Origin of the sequence: Microbacterium sp. zg-Y1090 (genome assembly GCF_030246945.1) — a bacterium.
Taxonomy (GTDB): domain Bacteria; phylum Actinomycetota; class Actinomycetes; order Actinomycetales; family Microbacteriaceae; genus Microbacterium; species Microbacterium wangruii.
On the sequence record NZ_CP126742.1, the window covers coordinates 1374203 to 1392440 of the forward strand.

At 72.1% G+C, this 18238-nt stretch carries 17 protein-coding genes and 1 tRNA gene; 10 read left to right on the top strand and 8 right to left on the bottom strand.

Annotated elements, in window-relative coordinates; all coding sequences use genetic code 11:
* Positions 1–10 precede the first annotated feature (10 nt).
* On the top strand, positions 11–487 hold the full coding sequence (locus QNO26_RS06450) for a MarR family winged helix-turn-helix transcriptional regulator (RefSeq protein WP_257531255.1): 477 nt from the start codon (positions 11–13) through the stop codon (positions 485–487).
* Between the two features lie 90 nt (positions 488–577).
* On the opposite strand, the gene QNO26_RS06455 is transcribed toward QNO26_RS06450, so the two are convergent.
* Positions 578–651: transfer RNA gene (locus QNO26_RS06455), tRNA-Met, on the bottom strand.
* A gap of 125 nt (positions 652–776) precedes the next feature.
* Here QNO26_RS06455 and QNO26_RS06460 point away from each other — a divergent pair.
* Both QNO26_RS06460 and QNO26_RS06465 read left to right on the top strand, forming a co-directional pair.
* A complete protein-coding gene (locus tag QNO26_RS06460) occupies positions 777–1286 on the top strand; it encodes a DUF6328 family protein (RefSeq protein WP_257531253.1) in 510 nt (169 codons plus the stop codon).
* Complete coding sequence (locus QNO26_RS06465; protein ID WP_257531251.1) at positions 1283–2092, top strand: carbon-nitrogen hydrolase family protein; 810 nt, start codon at positions 1283–1285, stop codon at positions 2090–2092. Before QNO26_RS06460 ends, QNO26_RS06465 begins: the two co-directional genes overlap by 4 nt.
* 13 nt (positions 2093–2105) lie before the next feature.
* On the opposite strand, the gene QNO26_RS06470 is transcribed toward QNO26_RS06465, so the two are convergent.
* Positions 2106–3308, bottom strand: coding sequence for a pyridoxal phosphate-dependent aminotransferase (locus QNO26_RS06470; protein ID WP_257531249.1), 1203 nt, complete (start codon positions 3306–3308; stop codon positions 2106–2108).
* A gap of 97 nt (positions 3309–3405) precedes the next feature.
* On the opposite strand from QNO26_RS06470, the gene QNO26_RS06475 reads away from it, so the two are divergent.
* From QNO26_RS06475 to QNO26_RS06485, 3 genes are read left to right on the top strand one after another with little or no spacing between them, the layout of a single operon-like run.
* The gene (locus QNO26_RS06475) at positions 3406–4881 is read left to right on the top strand and encodes a S1C family serine protease (RefSeq protein ID WP_257531247.1); all 1476 of its coding nucleotides are present in this window, start codon (positions 3406–3408) and stop codon (positions 4879–4881) included.
* Between the two features lie 42 nt (positions 4882–4923).
* Complete coding sequence (locus tag QNO26_RS06480; protein WP_257531245.1) at positions 4924–6183, top strand: CDP-glycerol glycerophosphotransferase family protein; 1260 nt, start codon at positions 4924–4926, stop codon at positions 6181–6183.
* On the top strand, positions 6180–7634 hold the full coding sequence (locus QNO26_RS06485; RefSeq protein WP_257531243.1) for a CDP-glycerol glycerophosphotransferase family protein: 1455 nt from the start codon (positions 6180–6182) through the stop codon (positions 7632–7634). Before QNO26_RS06480 ends, QNO26_RS06485 begins: the two co-directional genes overlap by 4 nt.
* Before the next feature lie 23 nt (positions 7635–7657).
* Here the strand turns inward: QNO26_RS06485 and QNO26_RS06490 are convergent, their stop codons facing one another.
* Complete coding sequence (locus QNO26_RS06490) at positions 7658–8758, bottom strand: glycosyltransferase family 2 protein (protein ID WP_257638328.1); 1101 nt, start codon at positions 8756–8758, stop codon at positions 7658–7660.
* A gap of 39 nt (positions 8759–8797) precedes the next feature.
* Here QNO26_RS06490 and QNO26_RS06495 point away from each other — a divergent pair, with 39 nt between their 5' ends.
* Positions 8798–10075: a CDP-glycerol glycerophosphotransferase family protein gene (locus QNO26_RS06495; RefSeq protein WP_257531240.1), complete on the top strand. Its 1278-nt coding sequence runs from the start codon at positions 8798–8800 to the stop codon at positions 10073–10075.
* 1 nt (position 10076) lies between these two features.
* Here the strand turns inward: QNO26_RS06495 and QNO26_RS06500 are convergent, their stop codons facing one another.
* From QNO26_RS06500 to QNO26_RS06515, 4 genes are read right to left on the bottom strand one after another with little or no spacing between them, the layout of a single operon-like run.
* A complete protein-coding gene (locus QNO26_RS06500; protein WP_257531238.1) occupies positions 10077–11459 on the bottom strand; it encodes a maltokinase N-terminal cap-like domain-containing protein in 1383 nt (460 codons plus the stop codon).
* 56 nt (positions 11460–11515) lie between these two features.
* A complete protein-coding gene (locus QNO26_RS06505; protein WP_257531236.1) occupies positions 11516–11737 on the bottom strand; it encodes a hypothetical protein in 222 nt (73 codons plus the stop codon).
* A gap of 33 nt (positions 11738–11770) precedes the next feature.
* A complete protein-coding gene (locus QNO26_RS06510) occupies positions 11771–12745 on the bottom strand; it encodes a hypothetical protein (RefSeq protein ID WP_257531234.1) in 975 nt (324 codons plus the stop codon).
* Positions 12746–12795: 50 nt separating this feature from the next.
* Positions 12796–13488 carry a phosphocholine cytidylyltransferase family protein gene (locus QNO26_RS06515; protein WP_257531232.1) on the bottom strand — a complete coding sequence of 231 codons (693 nt, stop codon included), beginning with the start codon at positions 13486–13488 and terminating at the stop codon, positions 12796–12798.
* A 197-nt stretch (positions 13489–13685) separates the two neighbouring features.
* Here QNO26_RS06515 and QNO26_RS06520 point away from each other — a divergent pair, with 197 nt between their 5' ends.
* The 3 genes from QNO26_RS06520 to QNO26_RS06530 are packed head-to-tail and all read left to right on the top strand — an operon-like array spanning position 13686 to position 16873.
* Positions 13686–15029, top strand: a complete 1344-nt coding sequence (locus tag QNO26_RS06520) for an ABC transporter ATP-binding protein (RefSeq protein ID WP_308495331.1) — start codon at positions 13686–13688, stop codon at positions 15027–15029.
* Complete coding sequence (locus tag QNO26_RS06525) at positions 15005–16567, top strand: hypothetical protein (RefSeq protein WP_257531230.1); 1563 nt, start codon at positions 15005–15007, stop codon at positions 16565–16567. The genes QNO26_RS06520 and QNO26_RS06525 overlap by 25 nt, the downstream gene beginning before the upstream one ends.
* 39 nt (positions 16568–16606) lie before the next feature.
* Positions 16607–16873, top strand: coding sequence for a DUF3039 domain-containing protein (locus QNO26_RS06530; RefSeq protein ID WP_257531228.1), 267 nt, complete (start codon positions 16607–16609; stop codon positions 16871–16873).
* A gap of 13 nt (positions 16874–16886) precedes the next feature.
* On the opposite strand, the gene QNO26_RS06535 is transcribed toward QNO26_RS06530, so the two are convergent.
* A complete protein-coding gene (locus QNO26_RS06535; RefSeq protein WP_257531227.1) occupies positions 16887–18221 on the bottom strand; it encodes a nicotinate phosphoribosyltransferase in 1335 nt (444 codons plus the stop codon).
* Positions 18222–18238: the final 17 nt, after the last annotated feature.

Sequence of the window (18238 nt, forward strand, 5' to 3'; positions counted from 1 at the left end):
GGGTGTCCACATGACTTCGGAGCACCGGCAGTCCACAGGACACGACCGGGCTGTGCGATCAGCGCTGCAGGCGGTGCGGTCGTTCAGCGACTCCGTCGACCGCATGCACAGCGGCATGAAGGACGAGATGGAGATGAACGCCACGGATGTGGCGGCGCTGCGCATGCTCATCATGCGCGAGCAGCGGGGAGTCTCGGTGAGCCCGCACGACGTCTCCCGCCACCTGCGGATCTCCACCGCGTCGACGACGAAGCTCCTCGACCGTTTGAGCGAATCCGGCCACATCGTGCGCCGCCGGCATCCGTCGGATCGCCGCGCCCTCATCGTCGCGCTGACCGACCGCACCCGCCAGGACTTCCATCACCACTTCGGCCGTCGGCTGCAGGACATGCGCGCGGTGGCCGACCACTACACCGACGAGCAGCTGGCGACGGTGACGCGCTTCCTCGAGGACATGGGGAAGGTGCTCGACCCCGACCAGCAGTGATCGATCGCGGATGCCGTGGTGGGACCGGTGGCGCAACCGCTCCGGGAAACAGAAGAAGGCCCCCGCGTTGCGGGGGCCTTCTTCATCTTGTTGCGGGGGCAGGATTTGAACCTACGACCTCTGGGTTATGAGCCCAGCGAGCTACCGAACTGCTCCACCCCGCGGCACGAGATATAGCCTAACACGCTCTCGGAGTGCTCGATGACACCGGCCGGCAACGGCGTCCGCTCGACGCCCCCGCTCGACGCCCCCGCTTGCCGCTCCGCGGCGGCGTCGCCAGGATGATCGCATGTCCGACACCCCGATGGACGCGCGGCCGACCGCGCCCGACGGCCGCGATGAGTCACCCGCCGAGCGCGCGGACCGCAACTGGAGCGAAGTGCTGCAGGAGCTGCGCGTGCTGCAGACAGGAACACAGATCCTCACGGGGTTCCTGCTGGCTCTCGCCTTCCAGCCCGCGTTCGGCGACCTCGACACCGGGCAGCGCAGCTTCTACCTCGTGCTCATCGCGCTGTCGGCGCTGAGCGCGATCGTCGCCCTGGCGCCCGTGGCGCTGCACAGGTTCCTCTTCCGGCAGCGCGCGAAGGGCACCGTGGTCGCCTACGGGCACCTTGCGCTGCTGACCTCTCTGCTGACGGTGTCGCTCCTGCTGGTGGGCGTGGTCACCTTCGTCTTCGACGTCGTGCTCGGTCAGGCGGCATCATGGATCGTGGGCCTCGCGCTGGGCGGGGTGATCGTGATGCTGTGGATCGTGGTGCCACTGGTGGTGCGGGTGCGCAGGGAAGGACGGAGTCGATGAGCGAGGTGTCGATCGGCGTCGCCGTCGCGCAGTTCGGACCGACTGCCGATCCCGCAGCGAACCTCGCCCAGATCGATCGGCTCGCCGCCCGTGCGCGTGAGCGCGGGGCCGGGCTCGTGCTGTTCCCGGAGTACTCGTCGTACTTCGTCGACCCCTTCGACGATTCGCTGGCCGCTCACGCCGAGGAGGTGGACGGTGCGTTCACCTCGGCGCTGAGCGCCATCGCCGCGCGGCACGGCCTCACGGTGGCGGCAGGCATGCTCGAGAAGGCCGACGGCGGGCGACGCGTGCACAACACCGTCGTCGCGGTGGATGCCGATGGGGTGCGCGCGCGGTACCGCAAGCTGCACCTGTACGACGCGTTCGGCCAGCGGGAGTCGGATTGGGTGGCGCCGGGGGAGCAGGGCGAACCGCAGACGTTCACCGTCGACGGCATGCGCTTCGCCCTCATGACCTGTTACGACCTGCGGTTCCCCGAAGTGGCGCGCCTGCTGGTGGATGCCGGCGCCGACGCCATCCTGGTGGCGGCGGAGTGGGTGCGCGGCCCGCTCAAAGAGCACCACTGGCGCACGCTGCTGACAGCCCGCGCCATCGAGAACACCGTGTTCGTCGCCGCCGCCGACCACCCGCCGCCCCTCGGTGTCGGTCACTCGATCGTCATCGACCCGCAGGGCGTGCAGATCGCCGGTGTCGGCACGGGCACCGATGTCGCGGTGGCGCACGTGGAGCAGGCGATGGTCGCCCGGGTGCGCAGGGTCAACCCGGCGCTGGCGCTGCGGCGCTTCCGGGTCGTCCCTCGGGACTGACGGTCGGGCCGAGTCAGCGCGCCAGCGCCGCCAGGCGGGCGACGGCGTCGTCGAGCACTTCGGTGCGCTTGCAGGCGGCGAAGCGCACGAGCGTGGCGTAGTCGGCCCGGTGCCCGGGCGTCACGAAGGCGGTGAGCGGAATGGCGACGACGCCCGCGCGCTCGGGCAGCTCCCGGCAGAACGTCGCCGCGTCCGCGGCACCCAGCGGCGCGGCATCCGCCACCGTGAAGTAGGAGCCGTGCGGCGTCGAGACGGCGAAGCCCGCGGTCCGAAGCCCGGCGCCGAGCAGATCCCGCTTCGCCCGCATCGTCGCCGCGGCTCCGGCGAAGAAGGCGTCGGGCAGCCGCAGCCCCGTCGCGATCGCGGGCTGGAAGGGTGCGCCGTTGACGTAGGTGAGGAACTGCTTGACGGCCAGCACGGCGTCGACGAGGTCGGCGGGACCGGAGATCCAACCGATCTTCCACCCCGTGGTGGCGAAGGTCTTCCCTGCCGACGAGATCGTGAGGGTGCGCTCCCACGCACCGGGAAGCGTCGCGATCGGGACGTGGACGGCATCGAAGACCAGGTGCTCGTAGACCTCGTCGGTGAGGATGAGGGCGTCATGACGCTCGGCCAGGCGCACCACCTCGTCCAGCGTGTCGCGGCCGAACACCGCCCCGGTGGGGTTGTGCGGATCGTTGACGAGGATGACCCGGGTGCGGTCGGTGACGGCGCGGCGGAGGTCCTCGGGGTCGGGCTGGAAGTCGGGCCAGCGCAGCGGCACCGTCACCAGCTTCGCTCCGGCCAGAGCCACGCACGCGGCGTAGCTGTCGTAGAAGGGCTCGAAGACGACCACCTCGTCGTCGGGTCCGTCGATGAGGGCCAGCAGCGCCGCGGCGAGCGCCTCGGTGGCGCCGGCGGTGACGAGCACGTCGCGCTCGGCGTCCAGCCGCAGGCCGTAGAAACGCTGCTGGTGCTCGGCGATCGCTTCGCGCAGCTCCGGCGTGCCGCGACCCGGCGGGTACTGGTTCACGCCCTGGGCGATGGCCTCGCGGGCGGCGTCCAGCACCTCGGCGGGGCCGTCTTCGTCCGGGAACCCCTGACCGAGGTTCACGGCGCCGGTATGGGTTGCCAGCGCGCTCATCTCGGCGAAGATGGTGGGAACGGCCGTGCCGTCGTCGGTCAGAAGTCCCGCGCCTCGCGCGGCACGGCGCCAGGCACCGGGAATCTCTCGCACCCCGCACACGCTACACGCATAGGGTCATCCCAACCGGGGCATACCCTACACACAGCAACGGACGCCATCCTTGTTCTGCACGTCAGAAGGAGTTCCCATGAGCGACACCCAGGGCATCCGCCCCGACGAGACCCCCGCCGGCAGCCAGCCGGCCTCCCCGCTTCCCCCCGTTCCCACCCAGCCCGCGGCACAGGCCGCGCAGCAGGCGCCGACCTATCCGGCCGACCCCGGTCGCGCCGGGCACCCCGGCAACCCCGGCGCGCCGTCCGGGTACGGCGTCCCGCCGTTCGGCCCCGCCGCCTCCGCGCAGCAGCCGTACGGCGCCGCTCCGCAGTCATCGGCCACCTACGGTGCGCCCGGTGCGCCGGCTCCGGCGTCGAACAAGACCCGCATGGGCGCCGGCTCCGTCGCCGCGCTGATGGTCGCCGCCGCCCTCGTCGGCGGCACCGCCGGGCTCGGCGGCGCCTACGCCGGCGTGAACATCTGGAACGCCTCGCAGCCCGTGACCGCCACCGGCCCCGCGTCGGTCACCGTCAACGACCCGGGCGGCGTCAACCAGACCACCGCGATCGCCGCAAAGGTGGTGCCGAGCGTCGTGACCATCTCCGCGAACTCGGACTCGTCCGGCGGCACCGGCTCGGGCGTCGTGCTGAGCGAGGACGGCTACGTCGTGACCAACACCCACGTGGTCACCCTCGACGGCGCCACCTCCGACGCCGCCCTGTCGGTCACGACCGCTGACGGCCGCGTGTACGACGCCGAGATCGTCGGGCTCGACCCGATGTACGACCTCGCCGTGATCAAGCTGCAGGATGCCTCCGGGCTCACCCCGATCGAGTTCGCCGACTCCGCCAAGCTCAACGTCGGCGACGAGGCAGTGGCCGTCGGCGCCCCGCTGGGCCTGTCGAACACCGTGACCACCGGCATCGTGAGCGCGCTGAACCGCTCCATCTCCATCGCCTCGTCGGCCGCGCCCGAGACCCCGGGCGATGGCACCGAGCAGGCGCCGGACGACCAGGAAGGCCCGTTCTACTTCGACTTCGGTCAGGGCGCGCCGCAGCAGGCGACCTCGACGATCTCGATCTCGGTGCTGCAGACGGATGCCGCCATCAACCCCGGAAACTCCGGCGGCGCGCTGGTCGACTCCGAGGGCAAGCTGATCGGCATCAACGTCGCCATCGCGACCGCCGGCTCCAGCAGCGAGTCGGGCTCGATCGGCGTCGGCTTCGCGATCCCGTCCGACATCGTCGAGCGCATCACCGACGAGATCATCGAGAACGGTGCCGCCACGCACGGCCTGCTGGGCGCCATGGTCGCCCCGGCCGCGAGCATCGAGGGCGCCACCACCACCGGCGCGTACATCGATGAGGTCACCGAAGGCGGCGCGGCCGCAGAGGCCGGCCTGCGCTCGGGAGACATCGTCACCGGGTTCGACGGCCTCCCGATCACGGACGCCACCGACCTCACCGCCCAGGTGCGCGGTGTCGCCGGCGGCAGCACGGTGGATCTCACGTACATCCGCGACGGTGAGACCCGCACCACCGAGGTCACGCTGGGCGAACTCACCGACTGAGCTGACCGGTCTTCGGACGCCACCCCGCGATAGGCTCGCGGGGTGGCGTCCTTCTCGTTCGGCGCGGGCAACGCCGGCAAGCTCGCCCGCCTCCCGGTATACGCGGCGGGGCGACTTTTCACGCTGATGATCCCTCGCACGCGCGATCGCTGGGTGTTCGGTTCCGCCGCGGGCCTCGCCGACGGGGGCTGGGCGCTCTGGCAGGAGGCCGTGGACCGCCACGGCGCCGACGCCACCTGGCTGACCGGCACGCCCGCCGAGGCCGACCAGGCGCGCGCCCTCGGCATCCGCTTCGCCCCGAAGCACTCGCTGCGCGGCTTCCTCCTCACCGCCAGAGCACGGGTCATCGTGGTCACGCACGGCTTCGGCGACGTCAACCGCTACGCCGTGGCGGGCGGGTTCGTGGTGCAGCTGTGGCATGGCATCCCGCTCAAGCGCATCGGGCTGGATTCACCCGAGACGCTGCGCAGCCGGTTCCTGCCCCGCTCGCGCGCCGTCCGGGCGGTGCTGCGCATCATGTACCGGCGGGCGGCGGCGGGGATCCGCGTGCTGCCCGCGGCATCCGAGCTCGTGCGCGGGCGTCTGGAGTCGGCCTTCGCGCTGCCCGACGGCCGCGTCGTGGTCACCGGCGAGCCCCGCGTCGACGTGCTCTCCGCGGGAACGGCCGCCGTGCGGAGGGAGAACGGCCGCCGCCTCATCGCGGCGGCGACCGGCCCGCTCGGCGCCGTCTCCCGATGCGTGCTGTATGCCCCCACGTGGCGCGATGGCGACGCGGATCCCTCCATCCCGCGGCCCGAGGAGTGGCGTCGGATCGTCGACGTCCTCGAGCAGCACGACGCCGTGCTGCTGGTGCGGCCCCACCATCTCGGCGCCGGACGCTACACGCCGCCGGCGGACTCCGACCGGGTGCGGATGATGGGGGTGGACCGGATGCCGGACGTCACACCGGCCCTTCCCGGCCTGGACGTGCTCATCACGGACTACTCCTCGCTCGCCTACGACGCCGGCCTCGTTCCGCTGCCGGTGCTCTTCCTCGCACCCGACGAAGCGGCCTACGCCGCCCGGCGCGGGTTCTACGGCACCTATGCCGACGTCGCCGGACCCGATCCCGCCGAGGGCTGGGACGCCGTGTGTCGCCAGCTGGCCGCCGTGCTGGCGGATCCGGCGGCGCGCGCCGAGCGGATCGCGCGCTCCGAGCGGCTGAGCGCGCGCGTACACGCCTACCACGACGGCGGCAACACCGCACGGGTCCACCGGGTCATCCGGGCGGCGCTGTCGTCACGATCGAAAGGACCGGCATGATCCGAGCACGCCTCTTCGCCCAGGACGGCGCGACCCTCGAGCTGAGCGGCACGGGCGCGCGCCCGCAGCGGGCCGAGCTGATCGGGCCGCGGGCGCGGGTCACCGCCCGGCTCACCGGGCGCGGAACCACCTGGCGCGCGGTCTTCGCGCTGCAGGCGGCGCGCTGGGGCGGTCCGGAGCTGCCGCTTCCGTCGGGGCTGTACGACGTGGTCGTGACGGGGCCGGACGGCGAGAGGCTGGATGCCACCGCGGCGGTGCCGCTGACCATGCTCGGCACGCTCCGCGCGGAGCTCGACGCAGCGGTGCTGCGGGTGGGGCCTCCCGTGGATCCCGCCTACGACTCCGGTGAGGGCCAGGCCGCGCTGGAGCGTCGCTACGTCACGCGGCCGGGGGACGACCTCGAGAACGCGGTGTTCTTCGAGAGCTTCTACGGCCGCAACGCCAGCTGCAATCCGCTGGCGATCGACCGGGAGCTGGCGCGGGTCGCTCCCGGGGTGACGCGGTACTGGAGCGTCGTGGACCTGTCGGTGGTGGTTCCCGAGGGGGCCGTCGCCGTCGTGGAGGGCTCGCCCCAGTGGTGGCGCGCCCGGGGTGCGTCGCGCCTGCTGGTGGTCAACGACTGGCTGCGCCGCCGGTACGTGCGCCGCCGCGGTCAGCGGGTGCTGCAGACCTGGCACGGCACGCCGCTGAAGCGCCTGGCACTGCATCGACCGGGGTTCGACCCGCGTCGTGCCGTCGCGGTCGTGCGCGAGTCCCGACGGTGGGACGTGCTGCTGGCGCAGAACCCGTATGCCGCGCGCATCATGACCAAGGCCTACGCGTTCCTCACCCGCCCGGTGTGGGTGGAGGGCTATCCGCGCAACGACATGCTCGTCACCGGCGACGGCGCCGAGACCCGGCGCACGCTGGGGATCTCGCCGGGTGAGCGGGTGCTGCTGTACGCCCCCACCTGGCGTGACGACCGGGAGCAGATGGTCGACTTCGTCGACCCGGCTCAGCTGGCCGCGGGATCCGACGCCGTCGTGCTGGTGCGCGGACATTCCCGCACCCTGCTGCCCGGGCGCGACGCGACCGGTCCGCGTGTCATCGACGTCACCGCGTTCCCCGACACCGCGCAGCTGCTGCTGGCCGCGGACGCGCTCATCACCGACTACTCGTCGGTGATGTTCGACTTCAGCGTCACGGGCAAGCCCATGTACTTCCTGGTGCCCGACCTGGAGTACTACCGCGGCGAACTGCGCGGCTTCTACTTCGACCTGGTCGCCCATGCGCCCGGCCCCGTCGTGCGCACCGCGGATGAGCTCGTGGCCGCCCTCGCCGATGAGGGGGCGACCGAGCGCCACGCCGAGGCCTACGCCGCCTGGCGAGCCCGGTTCAACCCCCGCGACGACGGTCACGCGGCGGAGCGGGTGGTCGCCCGGCTGCTGGACCAGGGGTTCATCGACCGCTGACGGGCGGAGCGCGCCGGCGTCGGTCAGGGCAGCGGGGTGTTCCGGGTGCCCAGGCGCGAGGTGTCGACGGTGTCCTTGGCGCCGCGCAGCACGCCGCGGATGAAGCCTGCGCCCCAGGCGAGGTGCATCGTGGGGAGCACCGCGAGCGTCCACAGCTTGTCGCGCCAGCCCGTGCCCCCTCCGGACCCCGCGGCGACGGCGATGACGAGCGCGGCATAGGCCGCCAGCGGCAGGTAGAGCACCGAGGCCACCAGCGACACCCAGCCGGTGACCACGCCGGTCAGCTGCAGCACGGCCAGGACGGCGTCGTGGGTGGTGAGCACGACCAGCACGGGCGGGGCGAAGTAGCGCAGCGAGTTGCGGCGGCCGTAACGGCGCACGAGTTCGCCGCGCCACGTGCCCGTCGCGAAGAACTGCCGCACCAGGCGCGTCCAGCTCTCGCGCGGCCAGTAGGTCACCGCCAGCTCGGGATCGAACCACACGCGGTAGCCCGCGTTGCGGATGCGCAGATTCAGTTCCCAGTCCTCGCCGCGGCGGATGCTCTCATCGAACATCCCCACTTCCTCCAGCACCGCCCGGCGCATGACGCCGAGGTACGCCGACTCGGCGGGGCCCTCGTCGCCGCCACTGTGGTACGCGCCGCCGCCCAGGCCGATGGGGGAGTTGTAGGCGCGTGCGACCGCGCGCTGAAAGGGGGTGCGCCCGTCGGCGCGCATGATGCCGCCGACGTTGGCGGCGCGCACCCGGTCGAGCGTCGCCAGCGCGCGCCGGGTGTAGCCGGGGGTGAGCTCGGAGTGGGCGTCGACCCGCACGATGGTGGGATGGTGCCCGGCTCGGATGGCCAGATTCAGCCCGACCGGGATGTCGGCGGCGGGGTTGTCGACCAGCACGATGCGCGGGTCGGCGGCCGCCAGCTGCCGTGCGAGCTCGGTGGTGCCGTCGGTGGAGGGCCCCAGCGCGAGCACCAGTTCCACGGGCCGCCCGTCGACGTCCTGATCGAGCACCGTGCGCGTCGCGCGCTCGAGGTACGCCCGCTCGTTGAGCACCGGCATCACGAACGTGACGCCTGCGTCCGCGGCGACCGCAGGGGCGTCCTTTCCGCTGCGGGTGGCGTCGACGTGCATCAGTCGATCATGTCATGCGCCGCGACGTAGGCTGGAGACGTGGGTGTCGTGACGGATGGACGGAAGGCCGTGGCTCTGCTGCGCCGGGCGCTGGAGAACCGATCGGCGGCGATCGCGGCGCGCCGTGAGCTGGCTGCCCGCGGACGGCATCCGTCGATGCACTACCGCGTCGCCGTGTACTTCGCCGACGGTGCGGTCAACATGTACCAGATGCGGCAGTGGTACAAGCCGCTGGCCGAGCTGTCGGCGCACTGGCCCGTCGTGGTGCTCAGTCGGGCCGCCACCGGCGCGCAGGCGCTGCTGGCCGACGGCGCGCTGCCGGTCGCGTTCGTGCCGACGGTGCGGGACCTCGAGCGCGTCATCGCCGACCAGGACATCCGCGTCGTGCTGTACGTGAACCAGAACACCCGGAACTTCCAGATGTTCCGTTACGGGCGGCGCTGGCATGTGTTCATCAACCACGGCGAGTCCGACAAGATGTACATGACCACCAACCAGTTCAAGGCCTACGACTACGCGCTCGTGGCCGGTGACGCCGCGCGGGAGCGTCTGGCGCGGGTGCTGTGGGACTACGACATCGAACGCCGCACGATCGAGATCGGCCGCCCGCAGGCCGACCACTACTCGGGGACGCTGCCGTACACGCCCGACGACCGCACGGTCGTGCTGTACGCCCCGACGTGGGAGGGCGACCGGCCATCGGCCCACTACGGCTCGATCGCGACGCACGGCGAGGCCCTCACGCAGGCGGTGCTCGCCAGCCCCGCCCATCGGCTGATCTACCGCCCGCATCCCCGCTCGGGTGTGGTCGACCACGAGTACGGTGCGGCGAACGCGCGCATCATCGCCGCCATCGCCGCCGCCAATGCCGCCGACCCCACCGCTGCGCACGTGTACGACGACGGACCCGATCTCGGCTGGCAGCTCGCCGCGGCGGATGTCGCCGTCGTGGACATCTCCGCCATGGTGTACGACCGGCTCGCCGCCGACCGCCCCCTGCTGGTGACGCGCCCGGCGGACCCTCGGGCGAGCATCGACACCCACGGCTATCTCTCTGCCTGCGAGTGGCTGGATGCCGCATCGGCCGGCCGTATCGTCTCGGAAGCCGACCGGGTGCTCTCCGATCCCGACGCCGCCGCGCGACTGCGGGAGTGGGTGCGGCACTATTTCGGCGACACGACACCGGGCGCGGCGACCGAGCGGTTCCATGCAGCGATCCGGCAGCTGATGGACGAATGGGACCGGTGGCACGCGCTGACCGCCGGCGACCCGGTGGACGACGATCAGGACGACGCCGAACTCGACGACGGCGTGTGAGTCAGCGCGCGGACGATGCGGTGACGAGCCGTTCGACCGCGCGCAGCGGGATCGTGAGCCAGGTGGGCCGCGAGCGGGATTCGTACACCGCCTCGTAGACGGCCTTGTCCAGTTCGAGGGCGTTCAGCAGCGCACCCGTGATCTTCGCCCGCGGGCGGGCGCGGTCGGCGTAGCCGGCGAGGAACCCGTCCCGGGCGTTGTCCGCCCAGTCCCGGAGTGCGGCGGTCTGGTCGGGGTGTTCGATGCGCACCGACCCGGCGACGTACTCGAACGAGCGGAGCATGCCGGCGACGTCGCGCAGTGCCAGGTCGGGTGCGGTGCGCTCTGCCATGGCGCGCATGGGTTCGCCCTCGAAATCCAGCAGCACCCAGCCGCGGTCGGGCACGGCCAGCACCTGACCGAGGTGGTAATCGCCGTGGATGCGCTGCAGGGGCGGCCACTCGACGTCGAGCGCGCGGTCGTACACGGCTTCGATCGCGCGGCGCGCGTCGACCAGTGCCGGAACCTCGGCGATCGCCGTCGACAGGCGTCGCTGCCAGGCATCCCGCATGGCGGCGCGGTCGAGCGCCGTGGCGGGAGCCGTGGGGAAGAGGTGCGCGAGCGAGCGATGCACATCGGCGGTGGCGGCGCCCAGGTCGAAGGCGGGCCGGGAGAAGTCGCCGCTCTCCGCCGCAGAGCGCAGCGCCAGCCGCCACGCGTCCTCCACGTCGGGGAGGAACTCCTGAGCGAACGCCAGTGAGCCGGTGAGCCGGCTCGGGGCGCCGGCGTCGGTCCACGAGCACTCCAGCCATCCGACCGCGCGCGGGACATGGGGGGAGCGTGCGTCGCTGAGCGCGTTGTTCAGTTCGATGTCGGGATTGGTGCCCGATTGCAGCTGCCGGTAGATCTTGCAGATGATCGGCGGTGCGCCGTCGGCGAAGCGGAAGCAGACCGACGTGTTGGACTGCTCCCCGGTGAGCACAGCGGCACGGTGCGCCTCCAGAGCCGCACCGAGGTGCGGGGAGGATGCCGACGGGTGCCCGACCGCGACGGTGCGGCCCGCCCGCACCGTGCCGCCGCGGGTGATCAGCTGCAGCAGCGCCGACGAATATGCGGGGTCATGCGGAGCATCGATCAGCGTGGTCCCGGGCTCGGGGTGGCCGATCACGTGCGCGGCCTGGCCATGGGGCACGGTCTCCGTGGGGCGGGAGACGACGGGCACCTGGTACGAGATCGCCGGCAGCGTGCCCTCGTCGGTGAGGATGAGCGTGCGCGCGCGCACGCCCGGCTCGTCGCCGGGCATCTCCCACGAAGCGACGTGGCGAAGGTGCGGCGTGCGGCCTTTGGCGGCGTACCAGCGCTGACGCGGCATCCAGGCAGCGAGGCTCGCCAGCGTGCTGTCCATGCCCGCGAGCGTATTGGGGTGTCCCGATGCTGTCGAGAGGCGCGCCCGGCCGGGGATCAGTCGCCGTCGCCGCCCGAGTCGGAGCCGCCGGCGATGTCCCACAGGCGTGGATCGACCGGGATCTCCACCGAGGCGACGGCGCCGCCTTCGACGAGGGCGAGCGCATCGGGCAGCTCATCCGCGTCGACCGAGGTGCTCGGCGCGGTGGGCACCAGGGGCTCGCCGGGGAGCCCCGCCCACTCGGTGGGTTCCTCCGGGCGCTGCATGAACATTCCCATGGTTCCATTGTGCGCCCGACCGGGCGCGACGGGTCAGTCCGCGTCGAGCGCGGCTGCTGCCCCCGCGGGGTCGTCGCCGGTGTCCGAGCGGCGCTCGATCGCGCGTCGGCCGGGACGGACAACGCCGCCCACGCGCCGAGCCGCCCACTGCACGCCGTGCGCGGCACCGCTGCCGGCGGCGGCGAGGGCGCCGCCGGCGCGGCGAGCACCCCTCAGGGCCGCGTGCTCCAGCCGGATGGCACCCTCCTTGGGTTCCAGCTCCGGGGGGTACGTCGCCGGCGGTGCGCCGAAGCCGCGGCGGGCATTGGCGAGCACCCGGCGGCCGAGGATGTGGTTGCCGGTGCCGCCCACAGCCGCTCCGATGCCGAACGGAAGAGCTTTCCCGAGCACCGAGGCTCCGCCTTTCGCGGCGAACTGGCGCACGAACGTGGATTTCAGCCGGTCCACCAGAGGGCCGACGGCGGCGCGGGGGAGCGTCTTGGTGATCATCTCGCCCCAGTACTTGTCGCGCGTGACCCCCTTGCCCGCGGCCTGCCCGGCCAATTGGGAGACCAGATCGATGCCCTCGCGCCCCAGCATGAGGGTGAGGACGAGCGCACGGGCGCGGTCCGGGTCGTCCACAGGGATGCCGTGGAGCTCGGACATCGATTGGGCGTACAGCGCCGTGGCCTCGAGGAACCCGAGCGTCTCGACGCCTCCGAGTGCGAGGGTGACCCCGGTGCCGATGCCGGGAACGACGGCGGTCGCGCCCACGGTCGCGCCGCCCCCGGTGACCGCGGCGAGGTAGCGCCGCTCCAGGATGCGGGCGATCTCCGCTGTCCCGGCATCCGGATGCCGAAGCCGGATGCTGCGCAGGTGCGCCACCACCGCGGGACGCTGGATCGCCAGCACCCGGTCGAGCATCCGCACGAGCAGGGGGTTGTCGACGGTGGCCGTGGGGAGCGAACCTGCCGCCCACGGCGCATCGTCGGCGAGCGTGTGGATGCGATGCACCTTCTCGTCGGCCATGCGCAGAATCCTATGCACGCCGCCTGGAGGGACGCACCGGCTTGCGAAGGTCAGACGAAGAGGTTCGCGCGCTCCAGGTCTTCGGCGAAGTCCACCTCGACGGCGTAGAGATCGGAGATGTCCAGCGGCTGCAGGCGCACGCCGTCCTCGGCGATGGCCAGCTCCAGGCCCCGCTCGAAGTAGTCCTGGTCATCGACGCGGGCGAGCTGGCGCATGAACGCCCGCTTGTCGCCGGCGGAGATGTAGTTGATCCCCACGGCCTCGCCGATGCCGCCGGTCACCGTCTTGGACAGCCCGGCGATGTAGCCGGCGGCGTCGACGGTGTACTTGACCTCTTCGTCGCTGACCTTGGCGGTGTTGACGGTGACGAACGAACGGTCGGCCTCGATCAGGGCGATCGCGCGGCCGAGCACACGCGGGTCGAACACCACGTCGCCGTTCATCCACAGCACGCCGCCCTTGCCGGTGGCGGCCAGCGCCCGCATCAGCGACTTCGACGTGTTGGTCTGGTCGTAGCGGTCGTTGTACACGTAGTCGACGTCGGGGAAGGCTTCGACGATCGTCTCGGCGCGGTAGCCGACGACGGTGGTGATGCGAGCGGTCTTGCCGAAGGCCGCCCGGATGTTGTCGTGCTGCTGCTGCATGATGCTGCGGCCGTCGCTGAGCTCGGTGAGCGGCTTGGGCAGGCTGCGTCCGAGTCGCGAGCCCATGCCGGCTGCGAGGATCACGGTCTGAAGAGTCACGGGGTTGCTCCTGAAGTCTGTGTTCACTGTCGGTTGACAGAGAGGACACCCCTTTGTGCCTGGTCAATGGTAGCGAGGGCACCTGAGAAGGGGCAGAATACCCGGCCGCCGTTGTCGTTTCGTGACAAATCGGACGAAGTATGACCGATCCGAGGCTCGACCGCGTCGAGGTCGGATCTGCTTGATACCGTGGTCGGGTGACAGCGTCGCTGCCCTTGCCCCACGACCCTGCTCCGGATGACGTTCCGGCGCAGAACGACGTGGAGCGTTCGGGAGGGCGGCCTGCGGCGAAGCCGCGCAAGCCCCGTCCGCGCGGCTCTGCAGCGAGCCGGAAGCCGGCAGCCGCCGCGGTCGCGCCGCTCGTCCCCGCCCCGCCGCCGCTGCCTCCGCGTCCGCCGTTGCCGCCCATCCCGGCGGCCGAAGCGGCCCGCGCGGCGGTGCCCGCCACGTTGCCACCCCGCCCTGCCGAATCGGCGGCCGCCGTTGCGGCTCGCATCGCCGAGCACCGCGCGGCCGTGTCATCGGTCGTCGCCCCCGCTCCCGCGGTGGAACCCGAGCCGATCGTCGAGCCCGCGCCGATCGTCGAGCCTGAGCCGGAGCCTGAGCCTGAGCCGATCGTGGAGCCTGAGCCCACCGCCGAGCCGGAGCCCGGCGCCGCCCCCGAGGCGGACGATGGCGCGCCGCTCGACGATCCGGAGGACACCTCCGTCGCCGGTGCCGACGCGGTCGAATCCGTCATGGCCTCCCTCGAGGGTGACGTGCGCGCCGACGCGGACGACGCCGTGCCCGCTCTGCGGTTGCGCGGCGTGACGAAGGTGTTCGGCGGTGTCGCGGTGGTCGACGGCATCGACCTCACCGTTCCGGCGGGCGCGTTCTACGGCCTCGTCGGTCCCAACGGCGCCGGCAAGACCACCACGCTGTCGATGATCGCGGGGCTCCTGCGTCCCGACCGCGGCAGCGTCAAGGTCAACGGCATCGACGCCGCAGCCGACCCCGTCGCCGCCAAGCGGCTGCTGGGCGTGCTTCCCGATCGGCTGCGCACCTTCGACCGGCTCACCGGCCGCCAGCTGCTGCATTACTACGGCCTGCTGCGGGGTCTTCCCGGTCCCGTCGCCGACAGCAGGGCAGCAGACCTGGCACGTGCGTTCGACCTCACCGACGCCCTCTCGCGGCCGGTGTCGGACTACTCCGGCGGTATGACGAAGAAGATCATGCTCGCGGGGGCGATGATCCACTCGCCTCGCGTGCTCGTGCTCGATGAGCCCTTCGAGGCGGTCGACCCGGTCTCCAGCGCCGTCATCCTCGACATCCTCGGCGCCTATGTCGCCCACGGCGGCACCGTGATCCTCTCCAGCCACGGCATGGAGCTCGTCGAGCGGGTCTGCACGCGCGTCGCCGTCATCGTGGCCGGACAGGTGCTGGCCGAAGGCACGGTCGACGAGGTGCGCGGCGAGCTCACCCTCGAACAGCGCTTCGTCGAGCTGGCAGGCGGGCTGAGCGATGTGGAAGGCCTGGAGTGGTTGCACACGTTCTCCGACTGAGGTTCGCGCTGCTGGTCGGAGCGCTGCGCGGCGACGCATCGCACCGCGCGCGCATGACGGGCGGGCTGATCCTCCTGGCGGCAGGCGTCGCCGCGGCGTGCGCCGCGCTGCTCACCCTGCGCGAGGCGCCCGACGCCGTGGCGACGACCATCACGGTGCTCGCCGGCTCGGCGATCACCCTCTCCTTCGCGCTGGGTCCCCTCGTCGCCGGCGGTGACGACCCGCTCGATCCCCGGCGGTTCGCCGTCCTGGCCACGCGACCGGGCCCGCTCGCTGCCGCCATCGCCCTCGCCGGGGCGGTGAGCCTGCCGGTCATCGCCCTATTGCCCATCGCGGCATGCGTCGTGGTCGTCTGGCACGCGCACGGCGTCGCGTGGGGCCTGGGAGTCGTCGCGGTGCTGCTGTGGCTCGCCACCACCGTGCTGCTCGCCCGCATCTCGTTCGCCGTCGCCGACGTCGTGCTCAACGAACGCCGCTCCCGAGAGCTCACCGGCATCCTGTTGCTGGCGCTGCTCGTCTTCGTCGTCCCTGCCGTGGTCTTCGTCGCCTCCCTCGATTGGGACGGACAGGTGCCGACGCCGCTGGCCGACGTCGTGCGCGGCCTGGCGCTGTCGCCGCTCGGCGCCGGCCTCGGCATCGCCGGCGCCGCGGCCGGCACGCCGGAGGACGTCGTCGCGCCCGTGCTCGTGGCGGTGGGCACGCTCGCGGTGCTCGCCGGATGCTGGTACCTGCTGGTCCGGCGCATGCTCACCACCACGCCCCGGCCGGCCACGGTGCGCGAGGGCGGGGGACTGGGCTGGTTCGCGATGACACCGCGCACGCCCGCCGGGGCCGTCGCCGCCCGGAGTCTCGTGTACTGGACCCGCGACCGCCGCTATCTCGTGAACGTCGCGGTCATCCCGGTGGCCGCAGCGCTGACGATCGTGCCGCTGGCGATCGTCGGCGTGCCGACGGAGGTCATCGCTCTGGTGCCGGTGCCCCTCATGGCGCTCTTCCTCGGCTGGCTGCCGCACAACGATCTCGCCTATGACTCCACGGCGGTGTGGATGCACATCGCCGGCGCGGTGCGCGGCGCCGCCGATCGGCTGGGGCGACTGGTCCCGGTGCTGCTGGTGGGCGTGCCGCTGCTGGCGGTCACCGTGCCGCTGGCGATCTGGGCCCACGGCGACGGAGCTGTCATGCCCGCACTCGCGGGTGTGTGCGCGGCGCTGTTCCTCTCCGGACTGGGACTGTCGAGCATCGCCTCCGCGGCGGCGCCGTACGCCGTCACCCGCCCGGGCGACAGCCCCTTCCAGCAGCCGCAGCGCACCGGCGGCTCCCTCTCGCAGGGCGTCGTCCTCGTCGGCGCGCTCGTCGCGGCCGCTCCCGCCCTGTGGTTCGGCTGGCTGGCGCTCACGGTGGACCCGGGGGAGGCGTGGCGCGCGCTGTGGGCCGGTGCGGGCGTCGGTGTGGTCATCCTCGTTGCCGGCGTGCTGCTGGGCGGCGCGATCTTCGACCGGCGCAGCAGCAGGCTGATGGAATTCGCCGAAGCGACCTGATCCGCCCCGCACCGGGCGCCCCGGATAGAATGGCTGACCATGAGCACGCCGATCGACAGCCCCGACCAGGGGGGTCTCGCGACCCTCGACCGTGAGCTCGAGGAGCTCATCCGAGAAGAGAACATCGAGCCCGGCGACCACGAGCGCTTCTCCCACTACGTCAAGAAGGAGAAGATCCTCGAATCCGCCCTCACCGGAAAGCCGGTGCGCGCGCTGTGCGGCAAGAAATGGACTCCGGGCCGCGACCCGGAGAAGTTCCCGGTCTGCCCCGCGTGCAAGGAGATCTACGAGTCCCTGAACACCTGACGCCGGCTGCGATTCACCCGACGTCGACGAATCGCGTCGGGAGGGCGGGGTCGGACCTGCTGAGCGCGAGGGCGCGCACCGGCAGCTCCTCCCGCACGGCGAAGTGATGTTCGCGGGCGGCGCCCACCCCGGCGGCGCCGAGGTAGGCGGCATCCACGTCTCCGCCGTCGACGAGCGTGACCTGCAGCGCCCGCGCCTCCGGGTGGTCGGCGGCGGTGGGGACCTCTTCGAAACCGTCGGCCACGGCGATCAGCTCGGCTGTGGCGACCCCGCGATCGAGGGTGCGGAACGCGGCCTTGCGGCCGCCCTTGGACCCCTTGTCGGTGGATGCCTTCGCCACCGCGACCCATGATCCGTCGGACCCCTGCCGCGCGGTGAGCTTGTAGACCATGCCCGCCGTCGGCGCGCCGGAGCCGGTGACGACGGACGTCCCCACCCCGTAGGAGTCGACGGGGGATGCCGCCAGCGCGGCGATCGCGAACTCGTCGAGATCGCTGGTCACGGTGATCTTCGTCTCGGTCGCGCCGAGCGCATCGAGCTGCGCGCGCACCTCGGCGGCGACGGTGGGAAGGTCGCCGGAGTCGATGCGCACGCCGCCGAGCCCGGTGCCCGCCACACGGATCGCCGTCTCGACGCCGCGGCGGATGTCGTAGGTGTCCACCAGCAGGGTGGTGTCGATGCCGAGTGCGTCGATCTGCGCACGGAAGGCATCCTCTTCGGAATCGTGCAGCAGCGTCCAGGAGTGCGCCGCCGTGCCCATCGTGGGGATACCCCAGGTGCGCCCGGCCTCGAGGTTGCTGGTCGCCCCGAATCCGACGATGTAGGCCGCGCGGGCGGCGGCGACGGCGGAGTTCTCGCCGGCACGGCGCGAGCCCATCTCGGCGAGCGGCCGGTCGCCCGCGGCGATGCTCATGCGCGCGGCGGCGTTGGCGACGGCGGAGTCGTGGTTGAGCACGCTGAGGGCGAGCGTCTCCAGCACGACGGCCTCGGCGAACGTTCCCTCGACGGTGAGCACCGGCGACCCGGGGAAGTACACCTCCCCCTCGCGGTAGCCGGTGATGGTGCCGCTGAACCGGTAGTCCTCCAGGAAGGCCACGGTGGCGGCATCCACGACTCTGTTGTCGCGCAGGTAGCGCAGTTCGTCGTCGCCGAAGTGGAAGTCCTGCAGCAGCGACAGCAGACGCCCGGTTCCCGCCACGACGCCGAACCGGCGCGCGCCCGGGAGGCGGCGGCCGAACAGCTCGAAGACGCAGCGGCGATCGGCCGACCCGTCGTGCAGCGCGGCGTCGAGCATCGTCAGCTCGTACCGGTCGGTCAACAGTGCGGTGCTGGGGGGCGCGACGCTCATGGGGTCAGCCTATCCAG

What these genes read in the sequence shown, in the direction of transcription:
- QNO26_RS06450 (WP_257531255.1), top strand. Translation starts at nt 11, where the DNA reads ATGACTTCGGAGCACCGGCAGTCCACAGGACACGACCGGGCTGTGCGA.
- QNO26_RS06460 (WP_257531253.1), top strand. Translation starts at nt 777, where the DNA reads ATGTCCGACACCCCGATGGACGCGCGGCCGACCGCGCCCGACGGCCGC.
- QNO26_RS06465 (WP_257531251.1), top strand. Translation starts at nt 1,283, where the DNA reads ATGAGCGAGGTGTCGATCGGCGTCGCCGTCGCGCAGTTCGGACCGACT.
- QNO26_RS06475 (WP_257531247.1), top strand. Translation starts at nt 3,406, where the DNA reads ATGAGCGACACCCAGGGCATCCGCCCCGACGAGACCCCCGCCGGCAGC.
- QNO26_RS06485 (WP_257531243.1), top strand. Translation starts at nt 6,180, where the DNA reads ATGATCCGAGCACGCCTCTTCGCCCAGGACGGCGCGACCCTCGAGCTG.
- QNO26_RS06490 (WP_257638328.1), bottom strand. Translation starts at nt 8,758, where the DNA reads ATGCACGTCGACGCCACCCGCAGCGGAAAGGACGCCCCTGCGGTCGCC.
- QNO26_RS06500 (WP_257531238.1), bottom strand. Translation starts at nt 11,459, where the DNA reads ATGGACAGCACGCTGGCGAGCCTCGCTGCCTGGATGCCGCGTCAGCGC.
- QNO26_RS06505 (WP_257531236.1), bottom strand. Translation starts at nt 11,737, where the DNA reads ATGGGAATGTTCATGCAGCGCCCGGAGGAACCCACCGAGTGGGCGGGG.
- QNO26_RS06510 (WP_257531234.1), bottom strand. Translation starts at nt 12,745, where the DNA reads ATGGCCGACGAGAAGGTGCATCGCATCCACACGCTCGCCGACGATGCG.
- QNO26_RS06530 (WP_257531228.1), top strand. Translation starts at nt 16,607, where the DNA reads ATGAGCACGCCGATCGACAGCCCCGACCAGGGGGGTCTCGCGACCCTC.
- QNO26_RS06535 (WP_257531227.1), bottom strand. Translation starts at nt 18,221, where the DNA reads ATGAGCGTCGCGCCCCCCAGCACCGCACTGTTGACCGACCGGTACGAG.